Annotated in this window: 17 protein-coding genes and 1 tRNA gene; 15 read left to right on the top strand and 3 right to left on the bottom strand. The window is 44.4% G+C overall.

Annotated elements, in window-relative coordinates:
• The first annotated feature begins 23 nt into the window (after positions 1 to 23).
• The 8 genes from NE665_RS04935 (at position 24) to NE665_RS04900 (ending at position 15,572) form a co-directional block, all read left to right on the top strand.
• Positions 24 to 11,381, top strand: coding sequence for a fibronectin type III domain-containing protein (locus tag NE665_RS04935; RefSeq protein WP_117442375.1), 11,358 nt, complete (start codon positions 24 to 26; stop codon positions 11,379 to 11,381).
• Between the two features lie 8 nt (positions 11,382 to 11,389).
• Positions 11,390 to 11,890, top strand: coding sequence for a hypothetical protein (locus NE665_RS04930; RefSeq protein ID WP_117442374.1), 501 nt, complete (start codon positions 11,390 to 11,392; stop codon positions 11,888 to 11,890).
• Positions 11,891 to 11,960: 70 nt separating this feature from the next.
• Complete coding sequence (locus tag NE665_RS04925) at positions 11,961 to 12,584, top strand: hypothetical protein (RefSeq protein ID WP_117442373.1); 624 nt, start codon at positions 11,961 to 11,963, stop codon at positions 12,582 to 12,584.
• An 85-nt stretch (positions 12,585 to 12,669) separates the two neighbouring features.
• Positions 12,670 to 13,185 carry a hypothetical protein gene (locus tag NE665_RS04920; RefSeq protein ID WP_117442372.1) on the top strand — a complete coding sequence of 172 codons (516 nt, stop codon included), beginning with the start codon at positions 12,670 to 12,672 and terminating at the stop codon, positions 13,183 to 13,185.
• A 4-nt stretch (positions 13,186 to 13,189) separates the two neighbouring features.
• Positions 13,190 to 13,684: a hypothetical protein gene (locus NE665_RS04915; protein WP_117442371.1), complete on the top strand. Its 495-nt coding sequence runs from the start codon at positions 13,190 to 13,192 to the stop codon at positions 13,682 to 13,684.
• Positions 13,685 to 13,696: 12 nt separating this feature from the next.
• On the top strand, positions 13,697 to 14,746 hold the full coding sequence (locus NE665_RS04910) for a hypothetical protein (protein WP_117442370.1): 1,050 nt from the start codon (positions 13,697 to 13,699) through the stop codon (positions 14,744 to 14,746).
• 158 nt (positions 14,747 to 14,904) lie between these two features.
• Entirely contained in the window at positions 14,905 to 15,063 is a 159-nt protein-coding gene (locus NE665_RS04905) for a hypothetical protein (RefSeq protein ID WP_178760026.1), read from the top strand.
• Positions 15,064 to 15,137: 74 nt separating this feature from the next.
• A complete protein-coding gene (locus NE665_RS04900) occupies positions 15,138 to 15,572 on the top strand; it encodes a recombinase family protein (RefSeq protein WP_117442369.1) in 435 nt (144 codons plus the stop codon).
• Positions 15,573 to 16,390: 818 nt separating this feature from the next.
• Here the strand turns inward: NE665_RS04900 and NE665_RS04895 are convergent.
• The 3 genes from NE665_RS04895 to NE665_RS04885 all read right to left on the bottom strand — a co-directional run bounded on the left by NE665_RS04895 (position 16,391) and on the right by NE665_RS04885 (position 17,409).
• Positions 16,391 to 16,478: transfer RNA gene (locus NE665_RS04895), tRNA-Ser, on the bottom strand.
• A 108-nt stretch (positions 16,479 to 16,586) separates the two neighbouring features.
• On the bottom strand, positions 16,587 to 16,721 hold the full coding sequence (locus NE665_RS04890; RefSeq protein ID WP_256302467.1) for a hypothetical protein: 135 nt from the start codon (positions 16,719 to 16,721) through the stop codon (positions 16,587 to 16,589).
• Positions 16,722 to 16,812: 91 nt separating this feature from the next.
• Positions 16,813 to 17,409 (bottom strand): hypothetical protein, encoded by a 597-nt coding sequence (locus tag NE665_RS04885; protein ID WP_117442368.1) that lies wholly within the window; start codon positions 17,407 to 17,409, stop codon positions 16,813 to 16,815.
• A 216-nt stretch (positions 17,410 to 17,625) separates the two neighbouring features.
• Here NE665_RS04885 and NE665_RS04880 point away from each other — a divergent pair, with 216 nt between their 5' ends.
• The 7 genes from NE665_RS04880 to NE665_RS04850 all read left to right on the top strand — a co-directional run bounded on the left by NE665_RS04880 (position 17,626) and on the right by NE665_RS04850 (position 22,769).
• Positions 17,626 to 18,030, top strand: coding sequence for an SPOR domain-containing protein (locus NE665_RS04880; protein WP_256302466.1), 405 nt, complete (start codon positions 17,626 to 17,628; stop codon positions 18,028 to 18,030).
• Positions 18,027 to 18,716: a DNA repair protein RadC gene (gene radC, locus NE665_RS04875; RefSeq protein WP_117442366.1), complete on the top strand. Its 690-nt coding sequence runs from the start codon at positions 18,027 to 18,029 to the stop codon at positions 18,714 to 18,716. The genes NE665_RS04880 and radC overlap by 4 nt, the downstream gene beginning before the upstream one ends.
• A gap of 96 nt (positions 18,717 to 18,812) precedes the next feature.
• On the top strand, positions 18,813 to 19,649 hold the full coding sequence (mreC, locus tag NE665_RS04870) for a rod shape-determining protein MreC (protein ID WP_117442365.1): 837 nt from the start codon (positions 18,813 to 18,815) through the stop codon (positions 19,647 to 19,649).
• Between the two features lie 2 nt (positions 19,650 to 19,651).
• Positions 19,652 to 20,206 carry a rod shape-determining protein MreD gene (locus NE665_RS04865; RefSeq protein ID WP_117442364.1) on the top strand — a complete coding sequence of 185 codons (555 nt, stop codon included), beginning with the start codon at positions 19,652 to 19,654 and terminating at the stop codon, positions 20,204 to 20,206.
• On the top strand, positions 20,179 to 20,745 hold the full coding sequence (locus NE665_RS04860; protein ID WP_117442363.1) for a hypothetical protein: 567 nt from the start codon (positions 20,179 to 20,181) through the stop codon (positions 20,743 to 20,745). The genes NE665_RS04865 and NE665_RS04860 overlap by 28 nt, the downstream gene beginning before the upstream one ends.
• Positions 20,730 to 21,506: a septum site-determining protein MinD gene (gene minD / locus NE665_RS04855; RefSeq protein ID WP_117442362.1), complete on the top strand. Its 777-nt coding sequence runs from the start codon at positions 20,730 to 20,732 to the stop codon at positions 21,504 to 21,506. The genes NE665_RS04860 and minD overlap by 16 nt, the downstream gene beginning before the upstream one ends.
• A 147-nt stretch (positions 21,507 to 21,653) precedes the next feature.
• Positions 21,654 to 22,769, top strand: a complete 1,116-nt coding sequence (locus NE665_RS04850; protein ID WP_117442361.1) for an AI-2E family transporter — start codon at positions 21,654 to 21,656, stop codon at positions 22,767 to 22,769.
• Positions 22,770 to 23,059 lie beyond the last annotated feature (290 nt).

Genomic DNA, 23,059 nt, shown 5'->3' with positions numbered 1-23,059 from the left:
AAGCAAAGGGATAGAGGTGTAGTATGAAACAGAGAGAAAAAAGCAGAATCGAAAGAATGAAAATGAAGCTGGCGATCATATGCGTCGTGATGACGGTCATCGTGTCACAGATGCCGATGCAGTCATTCGTTCATGCGGAAACAGATATCGCAGTTATCACGCTGGGCAGTGCAACGAAGGAAGCGCAGACGATACAGATCGAAGATCCAAAGGAGAATATCAGGCGATTCACGTTGAAGCAGGACGACGAGGTCATAGAAACGAAGAACGTGGACGGTGTTCTTACCTTTGAGGTCTATACAAACGGCACGTATGATCTGCTCGGCTATGATGAACAGGATCTTATGGTAGGGGAACAGTCTGTGACTGTCGATACCTTTGAGGATATGGAAGTTGAAGAAGACCCATCCATCCATCAGGTAACGATCCTATCCAGAAATAAGGATACATACCAGATCAAAGTCAGTGGCGGAGCGGAAGCGGTCATCGATGCGATGGAGATCAAGCATGGTGTATATCAGGCTGTTTTCGATGTGAAGAAAAATGGTGCTTATACATTTACAGCTGTGGATATGAAAGGGAATACCTTGAATGAGAAGACATTGGAAATATCAGATATTCCCAATATGTCAGAATCCGGAGAGATCATCCTGCGTAAAGAGGATGACTTGAAACAGATCGTTTCTGATCCAGAGGGAAGCTTTGTTCTGGCACAGGATATAGAAGTGAAAGAGAATCCTTTAAAAGGCGTCACCTTCAAAGGGACGCTGGATGGGCAGGGCTATAGGATCAGCTGTTCAGATTCGCTTTTTGAAGTGCTGGATCACGCAACAATAAAAAACATCGTGGTAAAAGGACAGCTTGCCGATACCAGCCGTGATTCGATACTGGATGGTACAGGCTATTACATAGAAGGAGACGATGTAAAGCAGGATCATGCGGTCATCATGAACAGTGAGAATACGACGATACGAAACAGCTTCGTCATGATGAACGTGGAAGGTAGAAATGTGGCAGGCTTCGTGCTTGCAGGGTCAGCGGATATCAAGAACAGCTATGTTTCCGGTTATCTTAGTGGAGAGACGGTATATGGCTTTGGAAAAGACACTGACGTAGAAAACAGTTACAGCAGTGCATCACTGAGCGGGGAAAAGCGTACGCTGTTTTCAGAAGGAAAGCGAACAGACTGTTTCTATGATGCACAGATCAATGATCTGGAGGATGAGGATGCACAGCCATATCTCACGGATGAGATCACATCGGGAGCATTAAACAATAAGGCATTCACAGAGAAAAAAGGCAGTTATCCGCAAATAAAAACAGAGACTGCATGGAAAGAACAGGCACAGAAGGCAGCAGACCTCAGTGTCGTGCGTGTGGAAGCTGAGAGTAATCTTTCTGCAATGATCGATAGTGTTCGTGCATCGGAACAGAAGGATAATGATATTGAATGGAATAGAAATCTTGTCCGCTCTATCAATAGAAGTCATGAAATGAATGGAGAGCTGATTGCATCGGCAGATGATATGCAGAATCGTTTTGTGCTGCGTGCAGCAGCTGCATCCGTCAGCATTTCAGCAGGGCAGCCAACGACATCAACAAGAACAGAGATCACCTATCCTGTGACGATGGGAACCTATTATATCGTCCAGGAAAGCAGTGAAACAGCACCAGTGAATCCCAAGACACATAAAGAAGCAATTGAGAGTGGATGGAAGAGAATGTACTGGGACGGCAGCTATACGTTAAGTGGACTGGAATGGAATACAAAGTATACTGTTTATGAAACGGATCTAAACAGTGTAAAAGAAAGCAATACGATCACAACAGTGCATGGGAAGAATAAAGGAACGTTGAGGCTGAGCGGTGATTATGACATTGGAAATACGATGACGGCAACACTGAGCGATACGAATACGAAGCAAGGTACTCTGTATTGGGAAAGTGCGGAAACATCGGATGCGGAGACATGGACGGAAGTACATAAAACGAACATGAACGGCACAACGAGTACCGATACATATGCCGTTACCGATACTCTGTCAGGGAAATACCTGAGAGCACGTTTTGTGACAGATCAAGCAAGCGGTTATACAGGAACACTGCAGGACATCAGTGCGCACAGCGTGAAGGTCGAAATCACTAAGATAGAGATCGTGAACAGCCAGCCAAAGAAGGAAGGCCAATACACTCTGAGCGATAAGCTGAGTGTAAAGCTGACACCGGATAAGCTGAATGATGCAACGTATGCATGGTATCAGGAAGGCAAAGACGAAGCTATCGGAACAGGTATGAACTATAAAATCAAGGGCAGTGATGTCGGAAAGAAGTTGTTCGTGAAGGCGATCGCCAAGGCAGATAGTGAACTGAAGGGAAGCATCGAAAGTGATCATACTACAGTCATTGAGTCTATCAAGTGTGCAACACCCAAAGCCTCGGATATGATTACAGAGAGTAGAGCGGACGATATCACAGTCAAGGTGAAAATTGGCGATTCAGAAGGACTATACCATATAGGTATCCGAGAGAAGGATGAAACAGAAATTACGGAACATGGCGTAGCGCTGCGGGGAGGCAGTGATACAACGATCACAGGATTGACACCAAATACGAACTATCAGCTGTATATCAAAGAGATCGGAGAAGAAGGCTATACAGATTCCGAGTGGAGCAGTGATTTCAAAGCATTCACAACGGATAGAAAACATGTACAGGGAGATATCACGATCACTGGAGATCTCATCTATGGAAAGACATTGAAAGCAGCTGTCACAAATACACCATCAGGTCAGAGCGGAGAAGTCAATTGGTATCGTCTGAACGCAGACGGAAGTCGTGATACGGCTACAAAACAAACAGGAGATACCTATACATTAAAAAAAGAAGATGTCGATCAGAAGATCGAAGTAGTATACAGTGGAACAGGAACCTATGCTGGAGAGATCAGCTTTGTAAGCGATGTCATCAGCAGAGCAGAGAAGGTAGCGCCGACACAAAACTTAAGTATTAAAGAGCATGATGATACGACAATCACAGTGAAGATGCCAACAAATGTCATAGGAGAAAAGTATATCATCGGGCGCAGTACGATGGAGAATGGCGTACCAGTAGAGGAGATAGATGACAGTGGTGTCATCAAAATCCTGAATTCTGGTGAGGAATTTAAGATTACTGGTCTGGAAAGAGACACGACCTACTACTTCTCTGTACGATTTGCGCAGTCCGCTACACATCAGAAATCCGATTGGACAGCACAGAGCATCATCAAAAGCCAGCAGACGGATAAGAGGACTTTCGGGGGAACCATTACATTCAAATATGTAACAGGGGATCTTTTGAGAGGTCAGACATTGACGGCAGAGCTGGCACCAGATGATAAAGACTTCAACTATCAGGGAGAATGGACATGGACAAAGGTAGCAACTGATGGAACAGAAACACCGATCACCAATTATACACTAGCGGAGAACAGAGGGTCGACAAGCTATGTGATCCCAGATAATGAAGCATATGGAACGATCTATACAGTAACGTTCAAAGCCACAGTGGGCTATGAAGGAAGTGCTACACTAGTAACCAGTAATTCTGTAAAGGAAAAACAGAAGTCCAGGTATACGACACCGATTGCGAATGATATCATCATGGAAACGATCGATGATATGAGCTTCAAAGTCAGAATGAGCAAAGGAGAAGGACAGTATCAGTTTGAATATAAGAAGGCAGATACAGATGCTATAGATTCACTCAGTGGCTGGTTCCATGTGAATGTGCTAGGTGATAGTACAGATAGTTATATACCTGTAGGAGATGCAGTCAATAGTAATGTGGATGTCGTGGTAGATGGACTTGAGAGAAATACGACCTATGCCATCCGAGTGAAGAGAGTCGAGGACAGTGGAGGGCTGGACAGTGAGTATGCATATAGTGATAGTGGTGCAGGAAGGACAGTCACAACAACAAAGACGGCGATCACAGGATATGTCACGATAGCAGGAACAGCAAAATATGGAGAAACACTGACAGCGACATATCATTCAGCCACCTATGCATCGACAGGTGGAAGTAATACAGATAAAGAGGGAACATGGCAGTGGTACAGAAATGATACAAAGATAGCAGGTGCGACGAATCCTACATATTCTTTGACCGCATCTGATATCGGGGAAAAACTGAAAGCAAAATATACGATGCCAGTTGATAATGATTTTACCGGCAATGCAGAAGAAACGACAGTGGAAGTATCCAAGGCATCATCCGATGAGCTGACAAAAGGAGTGCAGATCACACACAGCAGTGATAAAGAAACAGCAGGGGAACTGAGAATGGTACTGAGTACGACAGATCTTATGAAGACAGATGGATACTATCGTGTACAGAAACAAGGAGTAAGAGCACCCGCTTATCCAACCGATGCTGATCTGGGAACGAGCTGGAAAAAAGTCACAGGAACTTCCTTTGAAGTCAGCACGGATTACGCAGGTGTGAAACTGAATGCAAATGAAACTTACGTCATTTATTATATGAGTAAGGAAAATGCTACTTATACAGCATCTACTATTCATGAACTAAGTCATACGATGGGAACAAAAGCGCAGACAGGGAATATCACACTCAGCGGTCACTATGTGGAAGGGAAAACACTAACAGCGACATTGAATAGCGCAAACAATAGCAAAGGAGCGTGGAAATGGTATTACAGCAAAGCTACTTATGATGGAAGCAGTACAACAACAATGCCATCTTTAAGTGACACTACGAATTGGACAGAACTAACAGAAGGCTACACACCAATGAGTGACAGCCCAACAAGTCAGCTGACACTAACTGAGGATATGTTTGGAAAATATATCAAAGTAGAATTTGTGCCCAATAACCAAGAAGGTTTTAGTGGGAATGTTGTGAATCCAACTAATAACGATGGCTTCATAAAGAGAGTGTATGAGGAGACCGTAACACTGACAAGTTCAACAAGTGATGGAAACGGAAATCCCAAGGCGTATGCAGGAACAACGCTGACAGGGACAGTGAACAACAGTGTGGAAACAACACTAAGCAGAACAACAGCAAGATTCAAGATAGGAAGCAGTTATGTGAATGGAAGCATAAGCGGAAACACATTCACCTATACGATTCCAGCGACATCTACAAGCGCATATACAGATGGAGCAGAAGTAATTGCAGAGGTCAGTAAGCCAAACGTATCTGCACTGTATGTAGACAAGAACATGAACGCATTAGATTCATCTAATTTGAATAGCAAGAGTGGCACAGGAAGTACGAATACATATTTTGCATATGGGCAAGGTATTCCTATCAGTAGTGCGGAAGACTTATTGGCATTTATGGATGCCAGTAAAAAAGACACTTATAAAAGTGGGATTTATGCATCTAATACAGCAGATTATATTATTACAAGTAATATAAATTTAGCAGGGAAAGACAGTGTTAGTCCAACGAAATTAAGAGGGTATTATAATAATGGGACCCATGTTTATGATTCATTTCAAGGAACGTTAAATGGTGATTATCATACTATATCAAATCTTAAGAATACAATGTTCTTCTTTACAAAGAGCACATCATCATCGGATCCTGTACTTATTATGAATATGCTGATACTCAATGCAAATATAAATGTTGGAAGAGTTTCGAATGATAATAATTATAATAGTGCAGGAATTATTGTTGGAAATTCAAATGGAATGTTAGGGTTTGAAAATATTTTTTTAGTAGATTCAAATTTGACAGCAACTTATGATTGTGGTTACTTCTTGGGTAGAGCAAATGATATGTTTGCTAACAACACATCATATTTTAAGAATTGTGGATCTGTTGGTGGAAACGTGACTGCTGGAGCGACCGCTGGTGGTTTAGGAGGTAATATAGGAAGCGCTAAAGTAATTGATTGTTATACGATTGGTACAAAATTCAAAGGAGGGACAAACACATTATCAATTGGTGCAGTTATTAACAAAAATAATATTGTAAATAATTATTATACTGCAAGTTATTTTGATCCAGCAGGAGCAAATAGAAAGCCATTTGGACATGAGGGATTATCCCCAAGCAGTCAGAATATATTTTATGATACAACAATTGCAGGGATATTAAACGTGAATAATGATTTAGAAGTTGGGAAAAGTACAAAAGAAATAATTGGTGACGGTTTAAAAAGTTCTTTTGGAGATACTGGAACATGGAAATACCAAGAAGGATTTTATCCACGATTAACATGGATGGGAAACAATAATATAGCAAACTTATATTCAGCAACACGGGGAGCATTCACGAGTGTCGATGGAGCTACAACAACGACTGATCTGTTTAATGGGAATGTTTCCGGTGTCATCCAATTACCTGTGGAATTACAAAAGAAAGGATACACAGTGACTTCCAGTTCAGCAAGTGTATTGAAAATAGGAACGAACGGAACGCTTATTCCAAAAAGCACAGGAACTGCAACGATCACGATCACCTATAATGATTCTGAAACAGGTGCATCGGCATCCAATAAGTATGATTTTACGGTTAAGAATACTGTAAGTGAAATGGAAACAGTTACCATCAGTAACACCAGTCCAAAAATGAATCAAACACTAACAGCGAGCTGCTCAACACCTGGCTTGAGTTATCAATGGTACCGCAGAAAGCGTGGAACAACAGAAGCATCCGTCATCAGTGGAGCAACATCATCAACCTACAACGTGAAGGCAGATGATGTTGGCTATGAGCTGACAGTTTTAGCAAAAAAAAGTGGCTATGCCTCAACATATGCAGCCTATACCAGTGCAGTCACAACGTCAACTTCAAGTGCTCCTGTCATCGTTTCCGGTTCAGTCACGGACAGTCAAGCTACGATCAGAGTGGGTGATGGAGACAGCAGTCTAAAGTATGAATATGCCTATGAGCGAGCAGATGCAAACGCCAAGATCATCGTTGATGGAACCCATACCCATACAGAACAAGTGAAAATAGATAATCTGGCAAGAAATAAACAATATCGCTTCTATGTACGAGTGGCGGCAGGAGACGGCTATGAAGCTGGAACATGGAGTCCGGCGGCAACAGCAACGACTCTGAAAACAAATGTGACAGGAAGTATCAGTCTGGGAAATGCAGTCAATAACGGTTCAGAATTGACCATGTCCATCGATAAACTGAACGGTCAGACAGGAACATGGAAAGTAGAAAGGCTTGACGCATCTACAGGAGAAGTAAAGGCGACCCCTGTCAGCACCACCACCAGTGCCAACTCCTACCGCTATACTCTGCAAACGGCAGATGTCGGTTCAAAGATACGCGTAACCTTTACAGGTTCCGGAGATTATCAAAATTACAAGACAGCAACAACCGCAGTCATCAAAAAATCATTAACTTCATTACCAGACAATCATGGTGAATTTACTGCAGTGACTACGACGGATACATCACTCACTGTCAAGACCCCTGATAAGCCAAGTGGAAAGATCGATGTGGGATATTCCAGTTCTGCTGGTGGAGACATCCAAAGCGTGAGTGCAACTGGAGGAATCACACCAGGATTGAATGTCACAGTGAGTGGTCTTGAGCGAAATAAGGAATACGACTTCTGCTATAGGATAGCGGAAACAGACGGTGCAGAAGCGAGTTCATGGAGCAAGCGTACCCGATTGACGACTGCACAGACGGCAGTGAAAGATGCGATAAATGTAACAGGGACACAGAAGGTGGATCAGACGATCGTATTCACATTGACGGATACCAACAAGCCAACCGGAACATGGGTACTGAGCAGTACGAAGAATGGAAAGACCATCACGATCTCCCCGGAACGCTATACCGTCGATACAACAAAAAATACACTGAGCTATACGGTACAGCCAAAGGATGCAGGGGGAATACTGACAGCGACTTTCAATGGTACAAAAGACTTCAAGGAAAGCGCAACGAAAGCTTCCACAACGATCGGTAACGCATCACAGGACATCACGACCGATATGCCGTCAGGGCTGAACGTGACAGAGGTCAGCGACAATTCCATGAAGATCAGTGCTAAAGATGGCGCAGTCAACTATCAGTTTGCCTATCGAAAGTCTGGTGAGGCATGGACCCCAGTCGAAGCATCGGTAACTTCCGGAACAGTGATCACGATGGAAGGACTGGATCGTAATACGACGTACGAGATAGGGATCAGAAAATCCGCAAAGATAGGCTATGATGCAAGTGGATATAGGCAGATGGCGACCGCACAGACAAAAAAGACAAGGCTGAACGGTCTTATCGATTATGTGAAAGTCGTCGATGGTGCGGATAAACCGCCGAAGATAGGTGTGGCAGAAGTCGATCAGACCTATAGGGCGACCTATCATAAGGGAAGCTATCCGCAGACAGCGGAAGATGATAAGGCAGGTCGCTGGCAGTGGTATTATGGCGATGCTCCGATCGAAGGAGCGACGACGGATACGTATAAGATCAGTGCACTGCTGGGAAACAAGGAGATATCCGTACGCTATATCGCAACCGATAGCTCAGATTTCACGAACGAGGTCATAGGGCGTGTCGGAACACTGACGAAGCCGGTATATGATGCGCCAGCTTCACTTCCGACAGTGACAGCACTAGATGAGGATGGAGAGATCAGAAGCAAGCTGAAGATCGAGAATACAGGAGACATCAAAGCAGTCTACTACTTCGTACAGAAGGCATCGGATCAGAAAGTACCGAATCGGATCCCTGCAGAAGATGCTGACAAGAATACTACACCGGTAGAAGGCAAATGGTTCAAGGCAACAGCAACTGTCACATTGACACTGGATGCCGATACAGACTATGTGGTGTATCTGGCTAAACTGGAGGATGGAAGCCATCAGGCCAGCGGTGTGGTCTCACAAAGAGCAGTGAGAACGAAGAAAGAGGATCTGAGCAAGATCCCTACCGCAAAGATCACAGAAACAAATAAAGATATCTGGAAGGTAGAGGAAACAAAAGAGATCCGTCTGACGAATCATAAGGAAGCGCCAACCGGTATCTGGCAGTATTATGTGAGTCCGGATAAAACAAAGGATGACAGCTGGATCAATATCACAGCACAGATCAAGGCAGCTGATACATCGAAGGACGGCAATACAGCGACGACCTTCTCTGTACCTGTGAAATACAATAAATACTATGTGAAAGCCGTATTCAGTGGGAGAGGAAACTATGAAGGAAGCCAGACGTATATTTCAGAAGAGCAGCTGATCGGAACCCAGATCAAAGGACACGCTGAAATCACGGACGGAGATACGAGTAAAGTTCTGGTACCTGTAGAAGTGAACTATGTTTTCGCAAAGGAAGAAGGCAAAGATGTCGTCGATGAAAAGAGCGGACAGTGGACATGGTATCGTGTAAAGGATGGAACGACGACTCCGATCGTGAATGAGGACGGGACGCTATATGGAAAGACCGGAATCAGTGACAGCTATACACCGGGGAAAGACGATGTCGGCGCTAAGCTGTATGCACGATATACGAGCGCAAGAAACGGCAGATATTCCGGCAGTGTCAATACAAGACAGCTGGCCCCGATAGCTCGTGCACCACAGAAAAAACCGGATGCACCGACAGTGAAACAGATCCGCGGTATCACGATACAGATGAATCTGCCGACGAATTACCGTGAGGATGGAACGACGATCCCAGAGACCGTTCTGAAATATCGAGTAAAGGAAACAAAAGAGTGGAAAGAGAATACAGTAGGCGACTCATGGATCGGAAGAGGATCCGAAAAGCTGAAGGCCAATACGATCTATGAAGTGTGTGCGATGTATAAAGTAACGAGTGAATATCTGCCAAGTGAAGACTCTGCTGTTACCGATGTGAAAACCGGAAGCATACCGTTAGAGGAGAAGAACCTGAGCATCACGCAGAGGGATGTTCTGGAAGCTGGTCAGACGATCACCGCGATCTACAGCGGAGACGGTTATGACGAAGGCGTCTTCACGATCGAGAGAAGTGATGGAACCACTCTAAAAACAGATCAGACAGGAACGACGATGGGGACAAGCACTTCGCTGCTGTATGAAAGTACGACAGCCGATATCGGACAGCGCATCGTTGTGAGATACAGTGCGAAAGCAGATGCCGCAAACTACGGCGGCAGTGTGGAAAAGAGCAGCTCTGAAGTCGTGAAGGCAAAAAACACAGGAACTGCAGTGAAGCCAGTCATGGAAACAGAACTGGATACGAATCTGTATGTGACGAATGTACAGGCTACGCAGGAATATATCCTGTTAGAAAGTGGAGAGAGCATTGCGGATAAGAAAGAAAGCGATTGGACGCCATTGAAAGCAGACAGTACAGGAAAGTATGAATTCACACATCTTGAGCGAGATACTTCCTATGTACTTTATACACGCCTAGCCGAAACGGAAACATATACTGCAGGAAATCCGAACGCATCAGCAGAGATTAAGACACTTCCATATAACGATGCAGGCAGTGTGGAAATCACCAATAAAAATGATGGATCAGCTTCTAGTAATGAAAGTGGTAAGATCACGATTCCTCATAGTCTGAAGAGAGGAAGCACAACGATCACTGCACTGAGTATTGCGAAAGACAGTACACCCCTTCATGTTCAGCCGGTCAGCGTGTTTGCGAACAGTGATGGGAAGGCAACGAAAGACACGATGGAAAAGGGAAGCAGATGGGCGAATGAGAATTTTGCTTTGCTTGTGAAGGTGTATGATGCATCAGGAAATCTGCGCGACAGTGGTGAAGCAGGTGAGACTATAACGGTGCCGACAGAGGCTGATCATATAACGATAGAAATCTATCGTGCCAATGCCGTATCCGATGGTGGAGCGTATACATGGAGCCTGATGCTGGAAGATAGTGAGAGGGAAACAGCCGTGTATCAGGGGGAAGTGACCATGATCACGCAGTTGAAGAGCCTGTCTCCTATCAAAATCGACCTGAATCTGGATGGACAGCAGATCAAGCAGAGTACGAACGATGCCAAGGTAAGCAATGAACTGAACTACATGCCGGTAACACTGAGTGTCGATCAGAAGGTCACAAAAGGAACTGACATGCCAAAGCTGATGGGAAGTATGGATATAGGTCTAGGTCAGATCAAGAACGATGAGGCCTATCTGAAACTGAGCAATGATGGCAGTGACTACAATAAGAATGCTGGCGTATGGTTCACGACAGATGGCATGTCAAAGACACAGCCGATCTATGATCTGGGATATAAGGGAAGCGGCGGCTTCTATATCAGTGGAGCCGTCAGCGATGAACAAAGCTGGCCATGGGACGCCGATGGAGCGAAGAAAACAGAACAGGCCTATCAGATCAGCTTCAAGACCGGAATCTCAGAGAACGATACGAAGCAGTATGAAGATCGAGCGAAGAAGTGAGGGATGAGATGACAGAGAAGAAACGGAAACAGCGGATCGGGATCATCCTCATCCTGATCGTACTTGCAGGAGCAGGCATTGGCTGGACATTCCTGCAGGATGACGGCTTTCACTTCGATGAGGCTGCGGAGGATGGCAGTCTGGATGGCATGAGTGAACAGGAGATCAAGGACATGCTGAAGGATAAGGTCGACAAGAGTATGCTGTCGATCTCGATCAATGCGAACCCGGTATTTGAAAACGGGAAGAGCAAGGGTACCTTACGGATCGAAAACCCACCGGGAAACAACTACAACATCCGGGTGAGGATCGTAAAGGATGAAGACCAGAAGGAGATCTACTACAGCGAAGGTATCAGACCGGGACAGGTGATCAAAGAAGATCATCTGGATGAGGCGCTGAAGAAAGGGAGCTATGCCTGTACAGCCATATTCGAGGCATACGATACAGAAACAGATAAAAAGGTAGGGGAAGCAAAAGCACAGCTCAACATCGTAGTAGAAAGATGAGTGACGTATCCCAGGAGGAGGAGCGGGGATGTAAAAGATACGCTGCCATGAGAAAAGGAAGGGTAAGGACATGAAAAGATTATTGGCGATGAGCATGGCTGTCATGATGATGCTAGGAGTAACGAGCGTAGTATCAGCGGCAGAAGATGGAGACACGAAGACGACAGGAACGACAGACACGGAATCAAACCAGAGTGGTGAAGTGTGGGCAACACTATCCGGGGAACCATTGAAGCAGATGAAGGTGACCGTACCGATCCGTATGGACTTTGCGGTATATCACAATGAAGGTGATGCAGATGATAAGAATATATTTGCAGCAGGAAACTACAAGATCAAGGTGGAAGCAGATTCTGAGGTGGGTGTGCAGCTGACAAAGATCCAGATCGAGAATGCGGAAGGTGGCGCATGGACACTGACGGATAGTGCTGGAATTGCAGCTACCAAAGGTCAAACAGATGTGGCGTCAATGAAGACGGTGGCATTGAACATCGCCGGTACGGATCTAAAATATGGATCTGGAGAAACGATCACAGACTTTAAGGTAGGCATCGGTGCAGAGAAATCGCTGAATGTGAAAGGGACACCTACATCCGCAGCACTGAGCGGTGAGGGAGAAGATGTGAAAGCAGCATTGAACGGGAATGCAGAGCGAGCATTCGATGTGGTCTATACGATCACGCAGGTAAAATAAAGCAAAGGAGCACGAGACATCGTGCTCCTGAACAAGGAAGAGAAGAACTCTCTTTCTTATTCAGAAGCATGAGACAGGAGACTATATGAAAGAGAACAGGAAGATAAAAACATATGGATCTCTGATAACGATCCTTCTGATCCTTATCGTGGCAGTCATCGGCTGGTCATTCAATGAAAAGGGAGGCTTACAGTTGGATCCGGATCAGGAGGAAGGCACTCTGGATGGCATGAGTGAGAAAGAGATCAGGGAGCTGATGGAAAAGAAAGCAGCCGAAGGAGAGTTCATCATCTCCATCAATCAGGAACCGAAGTTTCCAAATGGAAGCAGTGAAGGAAGTCTGCGTATCGAGAACAGCCCACAGAATCGCTATCTCATGGTCGTAGCGATCTATGAGCGCAAGAGTGATGGAACACCGGGGAAGAAGCTGTATGAGAGTGGTGCAATCAGACCCGGAAGTAAGATCGAAAAGGATACGCTGGATGTGAAACTGAAAAAGGGCAGCTATCCGGTACAGGCGGTGTTTTCCGCCTATGATGTGGAAACAAAAGACTATGTAGGAAAAGCGATCGGAGAACTGACGATCGTGGTTGAGGAATAACAGAATGAAGAAAAACAAGAAGAAGATAATCCTAATCATTTCCTTATTTCTGCTGGGAATGTCTCTGGTCATGTATAAGCTGAGCTGGAAATCAGAGGAAGGTCTAATCAGAGAAGGGGAAAAGGGAGAGCTTCCCGGCATGAGCGAAGAGGATATTCAGAATATGTTGAATGAAAAGGTGGAAGAAGGCAGCTTTCAGATCAATATCAATAGCGTGCTAAACTTTGAGAATGGAGCAGCAAAGGGAGATATGAGGATTTTGAATTCTCCGAACAATCACTATCTTCTAGTCGTAGAAATGTATCTGAAGAAGGATAACCAAAGAATCTATAAGAGTGGCGCTATCGAACCGGGATATTATATCGAGCAGGATGCACTGGATGTGAAGCTGGAAAAAGGGGATTATCCGGTCAGTATCCATTTTAAGAATTATGATGTCAAGAGTGAACAGTTCGTCGGCGAGGCAGTCGCAGAGAATGTTGTACATATAAAACACTAGGAGGTGTAGAGAATGAGAAAAAGGGTAAGCATTCTGATGATCCTGTTCATGATCGTCTGCATGAGCATGAGTTCGATCCACGCAGAAGATAAGGATCAGAAAAAAGATACTGATGAGGAATACTATGAAGAGGTGCAGTCGAATCTGCCATGGAAGCAGGAAGTCAATGGAGGTATGTATGGGTATATGCTGGGCGTGATCAAAAAACCAGAACCAGTGCATCCGGAAGACCCTGATCAGCCGCAGGAACCGGATAAGCCGGGAGATGATGATATCATCATCGTCGTCCCGACAGAACCGATCAATCCAGTAAAACCGGGAACAGGGAATGAAGCATCGAAGAAGGATCCATCATCAAATGCAGGCAAGGTTACCAATAAGCAGTCAGAAACAAATGAGGATAAATATACAGAAGCATATAAGCAGCAGGAACTGGAAAGAGTCGGTTATTACTGGAATGACAGGACAGGGGAGCTGACCATCAGCAGAACGCTGTTATCGAGGGCAAAGGCGGATAGACAGGATATCTATCTGTATGTAGAAGCACAACAACAGTATCGAATTCATATCGTATATAGTGATATCAAGAGTACAGAAAAGGATATCACGATCGATCTTGGTGAGTGCAGGCATTTGGAAAAGATACAGAAGATCGCAGGGAAGGATGTACTATGGATCCTGCAGTGTGAAAAAGAACCGATCGGGATGAGGGTGCATATCGCAGTCAAGGTGCCGGAAAGCTGGAAGGACAAGTATCTGTATCATTATATATACGAGGATGGGAAGTTCGTTCTAAAAAAGATGATGCTGAAAGCAGATGAAGATGGGTATGTAGAAGTCGTGTTAACACCGAAAACAGATCAGGTGATCACAGACAAGCCGATCATACAAACAGATTTCTGGGATTGGGTGAAGGGCCTTTTGGGACAGAATGAAAAGGTCGATCATACATATGCGGCTGTCGCTATCGGAAGCTTTACGATAGCATTGGGTGGATTGTCCTATGTGTTCCTAAAAAGAAGATGGGGAAAGAAGCATGACAGTCAGGATTCAGAAAAATAAAGAAAAGCAGAAAGAAATGAGATACGATCGATAGCGGACAAGATTGAAGGATATCACATGACGAAGTAGAAATGATAAGGCCTTCTAGTAGGAAGACCTACGGAAGCAGAAGATTCCTTGGGCAGTATCAGAATAGATAAGAATGGAGAAGACAGGATATGAATAAGTTTAAGAAAAGAAAGGCGATCAAAGAAGGAAAGATTATCGTAGATCACGGAGATAACGATATACGGATCTATCGAACACCGAAGGACTTAATCAATATGGGGCAGGAAAGTGAGGAGAAGGAGAAGACAAATCGCGAGCAGCGAACGTGAAAGAAGCAACAGGCGAATGGGACGCACATCAAAGGGGGAACAGCAGCAGATAAATAAAATAGGAGAGTGGAAACATGGATTCTAGGATAAGAATTGATATGGATTCTCTATGGGAACTGGGAAGGGATCTGACAGAGGTAAGGAGCGCATTACGCTATTATCAGAAAAAGCAAGCGATACTAACATTCGATGAAGAAGAGATAGAGCCGATATTCCTGCAGCAGTTTCTTGAGCATGTGCTGTCTTTACAGAAAGAGAAATTGAAAAAGTGCCAGCGAAAGGGGATCAATCTGGCATTGAAAAGAAAGTATGAGGGGAAAGGTACGTATGGGAGACCGAAAACGATCCTGCCGGAAGACTTTGATGAGCGAATAGAGGAGTGTCTCAAAAGAAACCTTTCATTGAGTGAGTATTGTGAAGAAATCGGGATGAAGAAATCAACGTTTTATAAATATGCAAAAAGAGTACAGGAGGGGAAGAAAAAGAAAGGAAAGGGAACAGATACATAGGGGGAAGACCAAAATATATAGCGGAAGATATGCGAGATAATAGAGGGGATGTCTTTTCTGGTAATCATGAAAAACAGCGAGTTATTCTTTTTTCTTCTTAGTATATAAACAAAAGCCACATTTAATTTAAATAATGTGGTAGTTTTAATGTACATAAGGTTAGTTGACAGTAAGCGTAGGTATTGTGCTAAGGAGCAGATGAACGAACTATGTAGATGTAAATAAATGTATTGCAGATGATTTTGTTTTAAAAAAACTTTTTAGTATAGGTCTAAGGGGCTTGCTGAAGAATTCAGTATTCATAGTGTAATAGCTGCCATTTTTGTTAGATTGAAAGCCTGTTAAAGGATAGTGACATTATAGATGTTTTAATATTCCGACACCTGTATATAAATATGCTGTTTCCAAGGCTGGTTCTCTTACTTTAGAGTGTTTGTGAAAAAGGGAATTCAATTTTTATTACTGAACACGATTGTTTTTGAATTCCCTATTTCAGGCTGTGCCCACAAGCGAGTAAGAGCCTTAATGCACATTTTAGATTTTATAATGAATCGAGTTAATACATTCAAACAACGGTTAAGTAAAAACTACAATGATATGGCTAGTAAAGGATTACAGCAGATTGCTATTGTATATCACGTTGTAAGCTATGTGTCCGTGGAAATATGCTATTCGATCACCATGTATATTTGAACAGGGTGTTTGTTTTGTGCGAAAGAGTGCGTAGCCTAATCAGTGCTGTATTTCGTTTTAACTATCAGCTAGGGTAAGGGATGGATAAACAAAAAAAACGTCCCGTATGGGACGTATACTATCAATGGCGGAGAGCATGAGATTCGAACTCACGGTAGCTTTCACTACGCCACCTTTCCAAGATGGTGCCTTAAACCGCTCGGCCAACTCTCCAAGGTTACCTCTATTATTTTACTTATTTTCAAAGAAATGTCAACAATAAATTGCATAATTTCCTATTTTTTTTGTGTGCTCAAAATATACAGGAGATAATCGACAATCTTACTTCTGCGCTGTTGTAATTCCTGTTCCATCATCAACTATCTTCTGCGTCCGCTGTTTTGTCTTAGGCCAGCACTGGAAATCACGATACGATAAGAGCATATATGCTGTATTACAGACCACGTTATCCTCCATGAAATTTCTCCATACCAGAGCTGGCTCATGCAAGCGGGCAAACCGAAGAAGTCTGTTCCCCGTAAAAAACAGAAGCTTATCAAAGCCTCTGTCAGTTATGGTCCTGGAGGAGATTGAGGTTTGCACTCAACAGCTTCTGCAGCGGCGCATTATCACTGCTCACCACCCAGACATCCTCTGTTTTTTTCAGCTGAATCTGTACCTCCGTAGTTTTCATGGTATCCGTTTTCTGCAAGCTTTCAAAGAGAACAGTTGCTATGGCAGCCTCGGTTTCCGCATCACTGACATCCTTTTTGCTAAGCTCCTGTACCTTCTTCTCCGCCTGTTCCATACCGGCTTTCAGACTATTTGAAAAATCATACTGCTTGATTTCCACGGTGACGCTTGCCTGATCACCCTGAATGGTTTCCTTGCCTTCCGTATGCTCAAAATGTGTCATTTTCTCATATGCCTGCTTCTGCAGCTCTTTGTCCACAGAATCCATATAATCACTGTCTTCCATCGTAAATGCTTTTATATTGAAATCCTCCCAGTCGCTGGAAGCTTTTACTGCATCACTGCTCTGATTCTGAATGCCGTTTAAAAAGGCAGCCGTTGTTTCCACAGGGGAACGCGGTGTTTCTTTTTCTGTACAGCCGGATAGAACACAAAGACAGGTCAGTGTTAGCAGTGCAATCCATTTTTTCATATTGGTACCTCCACATTCGTAATTGTACCACAGCTTTCCGCTTTTTTGACATCTGTGACGGGAAATGTGGAAAGATTTACATGAATTTGCGAATTTTTTAGGAGTTTTCCAATTTTAAATCGTATAGATATAGCGTAAGGAGGTGTTTTATCCTTTCCTGTCGAATGAGGTATGTGTCAAATGCAGCGGGCATATGGTTAGGGTGAGGTGATGCATGTGGAAAATAAACGGCTGATAATGCTGTTCGGCATTCTGTTTTCCGTGGTATTCTGTCTGATGTATTATGTGCTGTTTTCCTTTACGCTGGGGAAAACGAATGATGCTAAGCGCACGCTGTATATGAATCAGGTGGGCTTGTATGAGAAGGCGCAGAGCGTGCAGGATATGCAGGAAAAGCTGGAAAAGGAGGGGCTGAAAAGCTATACGATGAAGCAGGATAAGCTGACGGCTGTTGTCTGTGGTGTCAGCAGCGATGAAAAAGAAAGTCAGCAGGTCCAGCAGAAGCTGAAAGCATTAAAATACAGCTACATTCCGAAAAATGTAACCGTAGAGAATTCCGATGTGGTCAAACTGATCGATGAGCAGGCATATGACAAGGCACTGGAAAGGATTGGAAAATGAAAGTAAAGGAATTAAACAAGGAGGAGCGTCCACGAGAAAAGGCGCTGCAGTATGGGATTGCGGCGCTTTCCAATCGGGAGCTGCTGGCACTGGTTTTACGCAGCGGCACGCGTTCTCTGTCCGCACTGGAGCTGGCGGATGAGGTGCTGAGGCACTGGAGCTCCATGGGCGATTTAGGAAAGGCGAATATGCAGGAGCTGATGGGACTATCGGGAATCAAGGAGGCAAAGGCCATTTCTCTTTTGGCTGCATTCGAGCTGGGGCGCAGAATTGCCTTTGATGATGTGCTGCATGCGCCGGGAATTCACCATCCCCAGGATATTTTGGAATGGATCAATCAGCAGATCGGCTACGAACAGCAGGAGCATTTTCTCGTACTGTTTCTCAATCAGAAAAATCAGCTGATCAGCAGCCGTGTCATGTTTGTCGGTACACTGACCAATGCGAGTGTGCATCCCCGAGAAATCTTTCGGGAAGCGATGCAGCTTGGCTGTGCGAAAATCCTGTGTGTACACAACCATCCATCCGGTGATCCACAGCCTTCCTCGGCGGATATCACGTTGACCAGAAGCATTGAGGAATGCGGTATCATGACGGCAATTCCACTGATCGACCATATCATTGTCAGCCGCAATACATATTTCAGCTTTGCACAGAAGGGACTGCTGCAGCCGGGACTTTCCTAAAGTTTTCTTAAGATTTTGACAAAAACCAGATTGTCATTGAACTATTTTTCTTTCCCCTATATAATATATGAGAAACATTAAGAAATAGGTGAGAGCATGTCAAAATTGAATCGTTTTCAAAAAATAATCTTAGGCGTTATCGCGTTCTTTGTGATGATAGGAATCCTTTTAAGGAGCATGAGCGGCTCTGTAACGAGCAATATCGGCTATGATGTTGTCACGATGCTGAAATATGCACTGATTGATTATCCGACAGAAACTGTGAAAAATCTGTTCAGTGATTTTGCGAATTTATGGAGCGTGAATGAGGAAAATGACCGGCTGCGGTATGAGCTGAGTAAAAATCCTTCCTACAAGGCAAAGTATGTCGATGAGAAACAAAAAAATGCAGAGCTAGAGGAAGCATTGGGAATCAAAACGAGTGATGATACATATGAGCGCACGTGGGCGAAGGTTATTCTGCGTGATCAGGCTACCTGGAACAATGAAATCACCATTGATAAGGGCAGCAAGGAAGGCATTAAGGTCGGCATGGCAGTGGAAAGCACGAATGGCATGGTTGGAAAGATCAAGAGTGTTTCTGCCCATACCAGCGTTGTCAAGCTGCTGACCAGTGAAGATAAGCTGAATTCAGCGTCCATTAAGATTCTGCTGGATGAAAAGAAGAGCTCTCTGGGTGTTTTGCAGAGCTATGATGTCAAGCGCGGCTGCTATATCGTTCTGCTGTTTGATGACAGCAGCGAAATCAAAAAGGGAATGCAGGTTGTCACAAGCGGCAAGGGCGGCGGCTATCCAAGCGGCTTGCTGATCGGCACCGTAGACAGCGTGCAGGCGCTCTCCAACCAGACCGGACAAACTATTTATGTTCGGCCAATTGATGATTTTCAGACATTCTCTGTTGTCAGTGTCATCGTTGAAAAGGGAGATGAGTAGGCATGGCGCATATCGTCTTTGTCATCATCTGTTTTCTGATCGATGAAGTGCTGACCGTGATTTTCCCCAACAGCTATCTGATAAACGATCTGCTGTTCATACCGAATCTTGGCTTCTGTGCCATGGTGCTGACCATCCGTAAGTTCAGCTTTCTGGATTCCTGCCTGTTCGCCTTTGGCTGCGGCATGATTTATGATTTCTGTTTTGCGAACACGTTTCTGCTTTATGCGATAATCTTCACTGTCATTGCGTGTTTATTGCAGCTGTGGAGCAAGCATATGACAGAGACGCTGATTGAATCGCTGGTTCTCTGTATTGTGACAATTTTCGTCAAGGATCTTCTGATATACTGCTATATGAACTTTCAAAGAATTACCAGTATGTCGCTGATGCTGTGGGCGGAGCGTTATGAGCTGATGACACTGCTCGCCAATGCGATCCTTGTCATGGTTATCGTATTCCTCATTCGTATTAAGGACGACTATCTGGAAATGAAAGCACTCCGTATACGAAAAGGGGAGAAGGTCGAATGGTTCAGATTAAAATCAAAGGAATAAATGAAGCCTATCACATCTATGCGCAGTATGATGATGCATCTGCGTTTTTCCAGCAGCTGAAGGAAAGACTCAAATTCTGTCAGAATAAAAACGGACAGTATTTTGAGGCTTTTTTTCATATCGAGGGCTTGAAGCCGCAGCATCTAAAGCCGCTGTTTCAGCTTTGTGCGGACTGTCATACCCTAATTGCCGGCATCAATGAGCTGCCACAGGTTAAGCCAAGACGCATTCTGGAACAGGAGCTGCGAGGAGGCGAGCACTATCGCTTTCATGAGCCACTGCTTTTGCTGGGCAACATCCGTAAGCAGGCCTTTGTGACAAGCAGTGAATCGCTGTATGTACTGGGAAGTGTGCAGGGAAGTGTGGATTTGCTGCATGAGGATTGCGTGCTGGCGGCTTCGCATATGGATGGAAATGTGCGGATATGTGATACTCATTTCCAAAATATGACATCCTTTGCGCCCTGCAAAGTCTATTATGAGAACAGACATTTGGAAATGAAGGAATATAAGGAGGAGAGAATGTGGGAGAGGCAATAGCAATTACTTCCGGAAAAGGCGGCGTTGGAAAAAGCAGCGTTTGTATCAATATGGGCATGGTCCTGGCACAGAAGGGCTACCGGGTTTGTTTGATCGATGTGGATTTGGGATTGAAAAACCTGGATGTTATGCTGGGCCTGGAAAATCGTGTCATCTATGATTTAAAGGATGTGATGGAGGGTCGCTGTACGCTGGCAAATGCGATGATACGCGATAAGCGTCAGGATAATCTGTATCTGCTTCCGGCATGCAAAACCATACATATACAGTATTTTCACGGAGAGGATTTAAAAATCGTCGTGGAGGAGCTGAAAACCCAGTTTGACTATATACTGCTGGATACACCCGCAGGGATTGAAAGCGGCTTTGTACACTCGATCGCCTGTGTGAGCAGAGCAATCGTTGTAACGACTCTCGATGTGACGGCATTGCAGGATGCAGATCGCATTATCGGTATTCTCATGAAAGAGGGAATGGAGCATATTTCCTTTATCGTCAACCGCATGAACGTGCATCATATGGACAAGGGAATCAGCGTATCGCTGGAGGAGGCAAAGCAATGGCTGTCCATCGATTTTCTCGGCTACGTATTCGATGATGAGAATATGATGCGCTCCAACAATCATGGCAAGCCGATCGTATTGCAGCGGGAAACACAGACCTACAGCTGCTTTGACTGCATTGTCCGCCGTATGCTGGGACAGCGCTGTCCGCTGCCGAAATACCGGGAAAAGAAATTTTTGCAGAAGCTGTTTGGCTGAACGGCTGCGCGCGCACTGCAGAGCAGAGGCTTCTGACTTGCACACAAGGGGTGAGTCAGAATTTTTATTTGTCTTATAGAAAATATGCTTCTCTGGTTTTTTTCGCTTTGCCATGGTAGAATAGTAACGTGAAAGTATGGTGGCGTTATGTTAAAAAGGTTTCTGAAAAAAATAGATCAGAGGTTTTCTATTTATACCCTGTGCAAGGTGATCTGCGTTTTACTGATTCTGTTTCTGCTAATCAAGACACAGGTCGTATGGGGAAGCTGGTACAGAATGCTGCGATCCATTCTGCAGCCGTTTATCATCGGCTTTGTCCTTGCCTACGTTATGCATCCCCTTGTGGAATTTCTGGAAAAGAAGGGAATCCCGAAGAATTTTTCCATTATCGCCATATGGGTATGCGTGCTGGTTTTTCTGATCGTGATGCTTGTTATGCTGATGCCGGTTCTGTATGATAAAATCAATGAATTTATGACCAGCATGATTGATGGAGTTGTCTGGATTTCCAATAAGATCAAGACTCTGGGAAATATGAAGGATTTCTCACTGGTAAACAGCATTACCAATAATATTGTCAATATTCTGCAGTCCTATGATGACTGGGTCCCGCAGCTGGTATCCAGCCTGCCGGGACTGATGAATACGGTATTGAATGTAGTGACGAATGTCTTGTTTTCCATCATCATCGCGATTTATATGCTGTTTGATTTTGAACGCATCAAGCGTGGTCTGCGAAAATTTGTGCATCTGTTTTTCAAAAACAGTGATGTGTATCTTCATGAAATCGACCAAAATGTCACCGTTTATCTGAAATCCCTGATTATTCTGATGCTAATCAAATTCATCGAATACTCTGCCTTCTATTTTATGATTGGCCATCAGGACTGGCTGATTATCGGTTTACTGACATCGTTTGGTGTTATCATTCCCTATCTGGGTGGTACGATTGCCAACAGCATCGGTATTATCACTGCACTGACACTGCCGCCAAGCAACATTGTGGCATTGATTATCGGCATTATGATCTTATCCAATGTGGATGCCTATGTCATATCGCCGCTGGTTCATGAAAAGCGCAGTGCCATGGGGCCGCTGATCACGTTATTCGCTGTGTTCGCAGGTGGTGTGATCATGGGAGCCGTTGGAATCATGGTGAGTGTACCTGCTGCCATCGCCATCAAAACTGCAATCGAGGTGTATGAGCAGAAAACAGACCGCAAGCTGTACGATAATACAGAGGAGCCCAAGGCAGAAACATAAGTGCCGGGCTGCCTGCAGTCATCACAGAAATAAGAGGGTGCAATATACATATGAAAGCATAGACCTGTCAGTATGTACTGGCAGGTTTTTTTACATTGTGGCGATCATTTAGGGCAGTGCAGTTAGCGGCATGCGCAGGTCTTTTTGCGTCAATGCCTCACAGCTTCCTGTATCCCTTGCTTGCATCCGCAGCAGTATTCACATTTGTTTCCGTTATACATGCATCCGCAGAAACACAAGCTGGAAAGTGGCAGCGTACTTCTATTTCCAACCGTGTGCGCATATAGTGA

The sequence above is a fragment of the Clostridium sp. DFI.1.208 genome (assembly GCF_024463855.1).
GTDB lineage: Bacteria > Bacillota_I > Bacilli_A > Erysipelotrichales > Erysipelotrichaceae > Clostridium_AQ.
This window is presented reverse-complemented; position numbering and strand designations above follow the sequence as displayed.